5 protein-coding genes and 2 pseudogenes are annotated in these 9,345 nt (G+C 59.4%); 3 read left to right on the forward strand and 4 right to left on the reverse strand.

The window, feature by feature from the left end:
- Positions 1–145 (forward strand): annotated as a pseudogene (locus ACM43_RS10230) (DDE-type integrase/transposase/recombinase); the annotation flags it as partial.
- A gap of 326 nt (positions 146–471) precedes the next feature.
- On the opposite strand, the gene ACM43_RS10235 reads toward ACM43_RS10230, so the two are convergent.
- From ACM43_RS10235 to ACM43_RS10250, 4 genes and pseudogenes are all read right to left on the reverse strand, one after another.
- Complete coding sequence (locus ACM43_RS10235) at positions 472–621, reverse strand: hypothetical protein (protein WP_158626805.1); 150 nt, start codon at positions 619–621, stop codon at positions 472–474.
- Positions 622–740: 119 nt separating this feature from the next.
- A pseudogene (locus tag ACM43_RS10240) lies at positions 741–1,391 on the reverse strand (integrase core domain-containing protein); the annotation flags it as partial.
- Between the two features lie 363 nt (positions 1,392–1,754).
- Positions 1,755–2,540, reverse strand: coding sequence for a helix-turn-helix transcriptional regulator (locus ACM43_RS10245; RefSeq protein ID WP_333919212.1), 786 nt, complete (start codon positions 2,538–2,540; stop codon positions 1,755–1,757).
- Between the two features lie 1,145 nt (positions 2,541–3,685).
- Entirely contained in the window at positions 3,686–4,309 is a 624-nt protein-coding gene (locus ACM43_RS10250; protein WP_271539906.1) for a J domain-containing protein, read from the reverse strand.
- A gap of 1,468 nt (positions 4,310–5,777) precedes the next feature.
- Between ACM43_RS10250 and ACM43_RS10255 the strand changes: the two genes are divergently transcribed.
- Entirely contained in the window at positions 5,778–7,151 is a 1,374-nt protein-coding gene (locus ACM43_RS10255; RefSeq protein ID WP_124163807.1) for a hypothetical protein, read from the forward strand.
- Positions 7,152–7,299: 148 nt separating this feature from the next.
- Entirely contained in the window at positions 7,300–7,605 is a 306-nt protein-coding gene (locus ACM43_RS10260) for a hypothetical protein (protein WP_271539907.1), read from the forward strand.
- Positions 7,606–9,345 lie beyond the last annotated feature (1,740 nt).

A 9,345-nucleotide genomic window follows, 5' to 3' on the forward strand; every position in this document is an offset into this window, starting at 1 on the left:
GTTCGCCGCCGAGCGGCCGAACCAGAAGTGGATCGCCGACTTTACGTATCTCTGGACGGCCGAGGGCTGGCTCTACGTCGCAGCGGTGATCGACCTGTTCTCACGCCGGGTGGTGGGTTGGTCGATGAGCGCCGCCATGCCGGCAGCAGCTCAATTCCATACTCCCTTGCCAAGACTGAGTAGACTCAGTCCACTACGATACGTTGTAACATCTGAAGCACTTACCTGTCGGTAAGCTGACGACGAAGCTGTCGCCAGGTGGCGACTATCGGATTGGGAAAGGCGGTGATGTTGCTCCTGAGGGCGCAGTAAGTTTGGGGCCCGTCTCATCTTCAAAATAAGTGGTCGTTTGTTAGAACGGATTGTAGCGACAAACCTCACTTATAACCCAAGAACCGGAGACGCAGCAGCAAAGCGCGTCGTGCGCTTGAGATCGTACTCGTCGAGCACAACGGCGACCCTGCAGCCCGATCATTGCCTCCCTCGCATCTCCGGCGTATAGGTGACGCCTTCGCCGAACTTCCATTCGAAATTGATGAAGTCCCCGCCGTCGGTGATGATGACCCGGGTCACAACGCCAAGCTTGGCGGCGACGCAACGTCCTGTTCCTTCGCGAGGCAAGATCACCGCACCAGAGAGAGCTGGTTCAAAATCCCGTAAGTAGATTCCGGAGCTTTTGGGGCACATAGGCCTGTCCGACTTCCACTCCACGCTAGCCGAATTGACCTTGCCCCCAGATTTTATCCAGTTCTGAGTTCGCTCAAGCCATTGGATTTGCCCAGTTGGGCGGTGGTAGCGACGGGAGCTGGCGCGGAGCCATCGGCATAGCGCAGTGCCAGATCCCGGCGCGGGTGGCAGGTGAAGGCGAACTCGGAGGGTGTCTTCCATCCGAGCTGTGAGTGCGGTCGTGTGTAGTTATAATCGGCGCGCCAGCATCCGAGCGCGACGCGGGTCTGAGCCAGCGACGTGAACAGCGTCTCGTTCAGCAATTCATCCCGGAGCCGACCGTTGAAGCTTTCGATGAAGCCATTCTGCATGGGCTTGCCCGGAGCGATATAATGCCAGGCGACGCGGCTCCGATCGGCCCAGGTCAGGATGGCGTTGCTGGTAAGTTCGGTGCCGTTGTCGCTGACCACCATCTTTGGCTTGCCGCGCTCCATGACCAGCCGATCCAACTCCCGCGCCACCCGGGCCCCGGAGAGCGAGGTATCGGCCACCAGCGCCAAGCACTCGCGGGTACAGTCATCGACCACGGTCAAGATGCGGAAGCGGCGGCCATCCGTGAGCTGATCGGAGACGAAGTCCAGTGACCAGCGGTCGTTCGGTGCCATCGGCACCGTCATCAGCGCCCGGGTCCCGATCGCCCGCTTGCGGCCGCCACGGCGGCGCACCGCTGGCGCGGCCTCGATCGCCTCGGGACGGTTGCTGGGGAGAATGAAGATGATTCGGCGTCTTCCGCCGTCTCGTTGAGCCGCCTGTTTAGCAACACTAGATCGCTTGAGAGGCGGATTGAGAGTCTGGCGCAACGAGAGACTTGCATGCAACGACGACGCCCGAAGTCCACACCGGGCGCTGTTGAGGGATACCGCATACGCGCGCCTGATGCGCTTGCGTGCCCAGCTATCTGTTTTGAGCCGCTTCCGTTGAAGTACATCGTTGAAGCCACTTGAGATCGGTTGTCCCGATCCGCGGCAATAACAGAAGAGCCCGCCCGAAGACGGGGCCTTTGATCGTGCCTTTAAACGGGCGCGGAGTTAAATGAGGCGGCGTCGGGTTGCTTTGTGTACAGCATTTGTCCGGTTCGCCGCCCCTAGCTTTCTGACGACGTTCTTCATGTGAAAGTTGACGGTATTCGGGCTGACCTCCACAAGTCGCCCGATTACCCAGGCTGACTTTCCTTCTGCAACCCAGTATAGGCACTCTGTTTCTCGCTCGGTTAGCGGAATGTCTGGCTCGCAACCTTCATCAACGAGCGGTGTAATCTGTGCGACAGCGTTGTGAAACGCCGACGCCAATGTCGCCAGATGAGCCATGCGATGCTGTGGATCGGCATCATCGAAGGGAGATGCAAACGATACGAAAGCCAATCGGCCTTGCGATCCAAACAATGGCACGCTTATGCCATGCTTAAGACCTGCTTCTCTGGCCTCGTGCAAGACGCGCAGCTCACGGGGCTGCAGTTTATATTTATTGGTTAGGTCATCCCAAAGAAAGGGCCTTGGCAGCATTGCTGTCCGACGGACTACCGGGTCGATCGCTCGATACTCTTGCTCAGCATAGCGTTGGCACCAATCAGACGGGAAGTTTATCGTTGGCGGGGGCGGCAGATAGTCCAGCAGACGACGCTCATTCGAGCAGGTGAGTGCTGCGTACGCGACTTTATTAAAGCCTTCATTGCTCGCGAAACTCACAAGAAGCTCGAACAGCGCTTTGATTGATCTTGTCTGTGTAGCGCATTCGACGAAGCTGAATAGGTCTGGCCCGCGGCTTTCCCGTCGGCTTGAAGAGAGTGGCATTTGGCCGTGCGATTGGTCATCCATTTCTATTTCCCATTTTACTTGTACAGATGTTGGCTCTGCTTGTTGCAGCTGGACGCCCGCGCGGGAAGGAAAGCGCCGAGCCCGAAATGTTTGCCCGGGTCCCAGCGCGCACCGATCAGATAGGTGGAGAAAACCGGCGCGCGCCCCCGCAGGTGAGCCAACGCGGAGCTGAGTTGGTTCGTTGCCGACCGGTCGGGTTGCTATCCGAGCTGCCGAATCGTCACGTGCGTATCCAGACTCTCGAAAGAATGGCTGGCAAATGATGCAACGGTTGCGGCGGACAAGGTCAGCACTTCTCGTAAGAACATACCAACGTCTCAAGCGGCGACGTAAAGAAGTGCGCTCGGCACGGAACTCTTCGCGCAGCTCGACACGCCTCAGGTCACGGACCGGTGCAGCCCCTCTCGGGCGCTTGCGCATGTTGGGCCGCCACTCGCGGACATTGACAACCAGCTGCTTGACAAGGACGACACCGTGCATGCGATCCTCAGGACTTCCAAGAACCAGCATGATGGGCACAGCAATTCTCGTACCACTTTCCGGTTTGGCAAAATCGCCCCTTAAGAGAGAGGCACTAAGAGAAAGACCGTCTCATCTGAGTTGTTTCGAGCGGATGCGACATACGTCAAACATGCGACAACGTCGTCAGACGCGACATCGAATTGATATAGATCATGAGAATGATTGCGGTTGCCTCACCTGCATGACACGGAACGGGATGGGCGCTGCCCGTGCGGTCCTAACGCGCAAGCCAAATACAGTACGGGCCTTTCCATCCTTGAAATCGAGCAGCGCAGCAGCAGTTTAGTGTTGCGGGGTCTTTGAGCAGCCGAGGACCGGCGCCTTCAGCGTTTCGCTGTGGCGCGCCTTTGCGAACCGCCCCCTTCGGCGTCGCGAGGACTTGCCCCCTCTTTGCAACGCCGAGGAGCGAGCAAATGAAAGAGGAAAGAATCACGGAAGGCTCGTCGTGGATTGATCCGGAGCGCGCTGTTGATAAAGACTCCGGCTAACGTGGCGGAGATGCTGCACCTCTCAGCCTAGGCGTGGGGGTCTGAAGCGGATTACACCCCAGCTCGGATGCAGCTTTCACACGATGAAGTGCTAGTAGCGGCCGGTGGGGTGAAGCCGTTCAAGTCGTGTCCGCCCTAGCTCTCGCGCACCACGGTCTTGAGGTAATGGTAGGCCTTGATGATCTCGACCAGGCGATCCTCCGTAGATCGGTCGCCGCCATTGACATCGGGATGGTGCTGCTTGACCATCGCCTTGTACTTCGCCTTGATATCGCCGAGCGTCGCATTGGCATTCAGGCCCATCACCTGCAACGCTTTCCGCTCGGCATTTAAAATCTTGCGCGCCTCAGGCTTGGTCTCCGCGCGGGGGCGGGTACCGGCGCGTCCGTTCAGCTCGAATTGCGTGCAGAAGGCATGCCAGTCGTCCTCTAAATCGGCCGCGCTGCCGGCCATTTTGCGGGCGCTGATGTTCTCGCCCATCTTCCAGGTCCGACGATGGCCGGTCAGCGCGTCGTTCTGGTAGCGCGCGACCGCTTCCGCGTCCATTCCCGTGAAGAAATTGTAGGACTCATTGTATTCGCGAACATGGTCGATGCAGAAGTGCCAATATTCGCGCGCATTGTCGCGGCCCTTGGGCGCGGGATGGGTCGCCTTGTTCTGGCAACCAGGCCATTCACATAGCGCCGAGGTCTGGCGCTCCCGCGCTTCCTTCTTGTTGATGCGAATGGAGTCGAAGATTTTGGAGGTGTCGATCAGCATGACTGGCTCCGTTAGCGGAGCGGCAGTTAACAGCGCCGCTTGTCTGCTAGAGAATTGCGTTTGGATTGCAAGTTGGTCTCGGCCTTTGCGTCTAGTTAGTGGCACGATGTAGCAGGCACTTCTTAGCAATCGACGTGCCAGGACGGCCGAGCTTGGTTCAGGCAAGCATCTCTTCTGCGATTTCAGATCGACTCAATTGCAATTTGCTGTCGGGTTCTGCACATAGAGGTCTTGAACGGGACCAGGTGAATACGAAGAAAGCGGGAGCTGCGCAGGAATCTGGGTGATAACGCGCTCAGAGAGGCAGCGTATCCAGGTGGATGGCGAACCTGCGAGAACTTCTTCAAGGACCCGATGAGGCCCGAAGGAGACGATCAACATCCTGCCCTTCGGTCAGCCGCCTGTGGTTGATCATGCACTGCTACAAATTGTCCGCAACATAGCGCGCGATCTGTTCGTCCGGGCCGTCCAGACGCAATTGCCGCGTTTCGGAGACGCCGGCGAGCTGAAGCCGCCGCGGATGGTCGCGCCCGGCCGTGCGGCACGGCCGTGGGCCGACGCGCAACATCGAAACGGGTATTGGCGCAATCGAGATTGCCAGGCCCAAGGTGAGGACCGGCGCGCGAGCGGCTCGCCAGTTGGATCGGCTTCACCTCGGTGATTTTGCCAGTCCGAGCGCGGCGAACTAGGAAGCCTCGATCCCCTGCTGCCCGCCCCTTAGCTGCGCGCTATGTCGACGGGCGATCCAGGAGGCGCTCTCGGCCTGCTGGAGGGGATGCACCGAACCTTTCGCCTTCGATGATTTCGGGCCTGAATGACCAATCGCAGGGCGAATACGAGCGCCCGCAGCAAAAGGCCGTCAACTTGCTCAAAGACATCCCGAACTGGTTTGGAGTGGCAAGAAGGCCAAGCAGGATCTCAATGGCGCCAAGCCGGGCGGTCGCGGAGCATGCACTTGATACCTTCGCCGAAAGCCGCGCCAAACATGCGCGTGACGTGATTGCCGGACAAGGATCGCCAATGTACAGCCCATTGGCTTTCTTTGACTTTGCTGCCGAGCACCAGAGCCAGCTGAGAACTGCAATCCAATCGAGAGCATCCGCCGCGGCGCGGCACACAAGCCTGCGAGCCAAGGAAGCGTTGTCGGCACAAGCCGTAAGATTGTTGGTGCAAGCTGATCGAGATGGCCTCGAAACGTGCGGGTTGACTGAAGAGACCCAATTCAGTTGCCGAGATGGTCGCGGCGTCAGAGTGCCGACGCCATTGTGCTCGTCCCGAACGGGCAAAGCCATGCCGCCTGCTCGGTTCTGTCACGAGTCGCGTTCAAGAGCGCGAAATGATTGATCTGAGATCGCAATCCGTAAGTCTCTAAGCGCGTCAGCTTGTCGACAGCTGATCCGAATAGATCGGGAGAGTGCGACACTGTCGGCTCGGCATTGCGAACCGACCCAACCCCCGGGGAGTTGACATGGACCCATTTAACAGCATCAACCCATTCGACCGTGACCACGCCGCAGTGTCACAACCGCAACAGCAGCAAGCGGAGTTTGAGCCGTACTTGGATGAAGTGCCGCAGCTTGATGCCCCTGCCGTTGCAGAGATCCCCGCTTCTTCAGATCCCTACTATTTTCCTCTGTCTGAGGAAGAGCGTAGCCTCATCGAGGCTTTGGATCTTGGGCACCAGGCGGCCCACGGTCCTCATCCCGAAGACGCAGTCACCAGACACCTCGGGGACACCGCTGCCGAGCACAGCGCGCCGCGGGAAGCTTGGACTTGGCCGAAAGAGCTGCCTGCGGAAGGTCACGATCAGGACCCGCTGCGAGGGATGATGGGCGAACCCAACCTAACATCGTCTCTCCCAACCGCGCGCGATCACCAGGGACCGGACCGCGGAAAAGCCGTTCAGTTCAACTGGAGCGACGGCTACCAACCGGCTCGGAACGAGCTGACCGGGAGCGCTCCCTCTTCAAGTCACGAGGTCCTCATGGGTGAGGATTACACCGGGGAGTTGAGGCCTGCGAAGAGGCAGAGAACACTAAGCCATACAGAAGGGGATGCTATCGGACGCCAGGTGAGCGAGCCCGGCAGTTCAGTCGTTCGCGAGCCGATGGAAGACGCCGGCGCACCGTTTCAGGCCAGCGATCGGCTCGTCCTTCCCGCGGAAGGCTACGATCAGGATCTGCTGTGGGCGATGGTGGGAAACGCCGGCCCATCGTCTTCCGTCCAGCCAACCGAGGGTCATCACCAAGGGCTGGATTCAGAACCGGCCGTTATTCCCTTCAATTTCCGGCAGGGCCACCAGCACGCGTCCGCTGCGCTTGACCGTAGCAACGTCGCGCCGAGCCAGGACAGCCGACCCAACAGTTTTATCGTTCACAATGACCGCTACACGGCGCTGTTCGTGCCCGCGGCAACGATGAGGCGAAGCACCCCTCTTCCGCAAGGCGCTGCCATTCCTCTGGGATTTCGGCTGGAAAACGCTCCGCAGCCCAGCGCGCAACCAGCGAACCGAGCCTCATCATCGCGGCTTGGACGGTCGATGGAGCAAGCCGCTCCGGCGTCCTCCTCCAGGGCTGAGGGGACGTCCCCCGCGCCCCGCGAGATTTATGCTGCATCATTCGCCGTTCCCAAGAATTTTTCGCACGGCGACCAACCAGCCCCGGACACGATGCTCTCGATGCTTCGCCGCTGGGGCCAGTTGCCGAACGATGCGCACCCGGCAATAAACTACGATATTCTCGGCGAGCGTTACACCGCCCTCTTGGGGCCGGGAGGCCCAAATGACGTGCGGCTCATCCATCACCCAAGCAATGGAGATGCCGAGAGACAATCCCCGCGCTAAGAATTAGGAACCCGACCACATAGCTCCGGTATTGGACTTATTAATGTAGCATAGCTTGCGCCAGCGAGCTTGGCGCGGTTCCGGGGGGTCCGGGTGAGCGCTCCCCCGCCCGATTAACTTGCGCGCATCATCGCTGTGCGGCTCCTCGTTGAGCCGCACAGCGATCTTCTTTGATCTTCCGAACGCCAAAGCTGCGAAGAACACCTACGGTGTTATCGCCGTTGCGTTTTACAGCATTGCCATTGATTGGGGCCTCGGCCCCGAGACAGGGAAGCATCCTCGAGCCCGCATCGAACACGCGTCGGCTGAGCTTAGCTGGCTGCAGATGGGTGTGGTCGTCGATCAGTTCCAGATGCACATCCTGGCCGTGGCGTTCCGCAGAAAGCTCGTCTGGCCGACGAGGCGCTGCCCAGCACCTCGTCGATTCGCCTCGAGCCTTTCAGTACATATCTGAGGGGTCAGCAATGGTCCGGAATACCGTGCGCGATCTTCATCGCTTAGCCCAGCCGACGTGTTCCGCAGCTCACACAGTGCTACCCCGAAGCTACTGCCGTGGTTATACTCCTGACATGTGCATTCAACGTCCCCGCGGAAAGCCGGTCAGCAATGCCCTTCCCATTTTTCGGCGTAGACAGTCGCTGAAACCTTAAGAGCAGTGCATAGACCGTGAATTATCTGTCGCTACTCCGGTTTTGGACGCTTTGATGAGAACCGCGTCCTCCGGGATAAGGTTTCGGTTCAGCGCGGACTGCCGTCGGCACTGCTCTGCCCGTCGAAGACGACGACCTGAGATGACCTCTCCTCAAGGAGCTTCAGCGCAGGATGAAGCTGAGCAAGCCGCAGCGACCTCTGTCCGGCTGATCAAATCGGCAAGATTAGTGTTTGAGGACCCTCAAAATAGCGAACGAGCCGCAAAGACGATCGCTGCAGCATGGTTGCCAAGCACCAAAGCTGTATCTGTCCGCGACCAGCTTTCGCTGCTGAATGTCAACACCAGGAACTCCGACCCCGAGGCTGCTGCCCCATCTAAGCCATATCGCGACCATCTTGTGTGAACGACCGCACATCTCGCGCGTACTTTGATGCCGGGACAAATCATAGGGCAAGGCTCGCCGGCGCGAACGTTGAGGCGTTTCGCACTTCCTGCCGGCTTCAACTGAGGATCGCCGCGACAATGTTCTACCTGAGCTGATCGTGCAAGCCTGCCTGGCCGAAAGTAGCACCAGGCGGGCACACCGCGGCTCCCGGAAGCATCTGGCCGGCGCGACTCGCGCGAGGCGATCAAGTTCACGAGGCGTCTGCATGCCCCTAGCGGCGGATCGACGAACGCCACATTGAAAGATGCCTGGACCAATCGTGCGCAGGCTGTGCCGTGCGTTTGTTGCCTGTTTCAGTGTCCGGGCTGAGGAATAGAGCGCGGGGGAGTACTTTCTGGCACGAGTGTCGTCTCTCTTTGGAACCCGGCGCGATCACGGCTTGGCCGAGAAGCTGCTCTCAAAGGAACGGCCCGAGCGAGCAATGCAGCCCTGGTTATGGCTCGATTACCTCGTGGCCATAAGGCTAGAGGTGGCCCTTCGATTTAGGGAAACGATCTACTCTGGCTTCAGGTCCGCTCTGGGGTCTCGACGCGGAGAACATCGCAATTCGTTCATGCGCCGCCTGCAGCCGGGCCTGGCGAGTTTGCCGATGAGCTTGAGACAATCGGCTGCGACCGGCTGCGGCTTCGGACAAAGCGCAAAAGCCTGTCGTTGCTCACCTGCAGGATCAGCCGTTTTGCGGAGCCTACTGTCCGTTACCGCTAAGCACCAAACCGGGATGCTGCACCCTAGACTCCAGCCTCGCCGCGCGTCGCGCCGATCGCGTCAAATCCCTTACGGCCAAACGCTTAGTGCAGATCCGGCGTCCTCACAGGACGGCCTCGCAGCGGAAGCGGCACGGGCGATGACCAGGAGTCTACGAGCGCACCACCAGCTCTAGGTCGCTCACAGGTGACCGATACGGTGCATACGCCCGCGAAATTATCCTGCACCTGACCTGCCATCGAACTTTCTTACAGCAGCAGTCACATGTCGCGATTTCAGCGAGACCGCGCTTTAGACCACCCCAAGGCTAGAGCTTTGTCGCGTGATTATGATGGCAGGCTGGTTACGCCGACGTGGTTGTGCGGCGAAATCAGCGTTCGACAGCCGATCGC

This window comes from Bradyrhizobium sp. CCBAU 45321, from assembly GCF_028128975.1.
GTDB lineage: Bacteria > Pseudomonadota > Alphaproteobacteria > Rhizobiales > Xanthobacteraceae > Bradyrhizobium > Bradyrhizobium yuanmingense.

Bases quoted from the DNA above. Each gene is read 5' to 3' on its own strand.
- ACM43_RS10245 (WP_333919212.1), bottom strand. From the start codon at position 2,540: ATGGATGACCAATCGCACGGCCAAATGCCACTCTCTTCAAGCCGACGG.
- ACM43_RS10255 (WP_124163807.1), top strand. From the start codon at position 5,778: ATGGACCCATTTAACAGCATCAACCCATTCGACCGTGACCACGCCGCA.
- ACM43_RS10250 (WP_271539906.1), bottom strand. From the start codon at position 4,309: ATGCTGATCGACACCTCCAAAATCTTCGACTCCATTCGCATCAACAAG.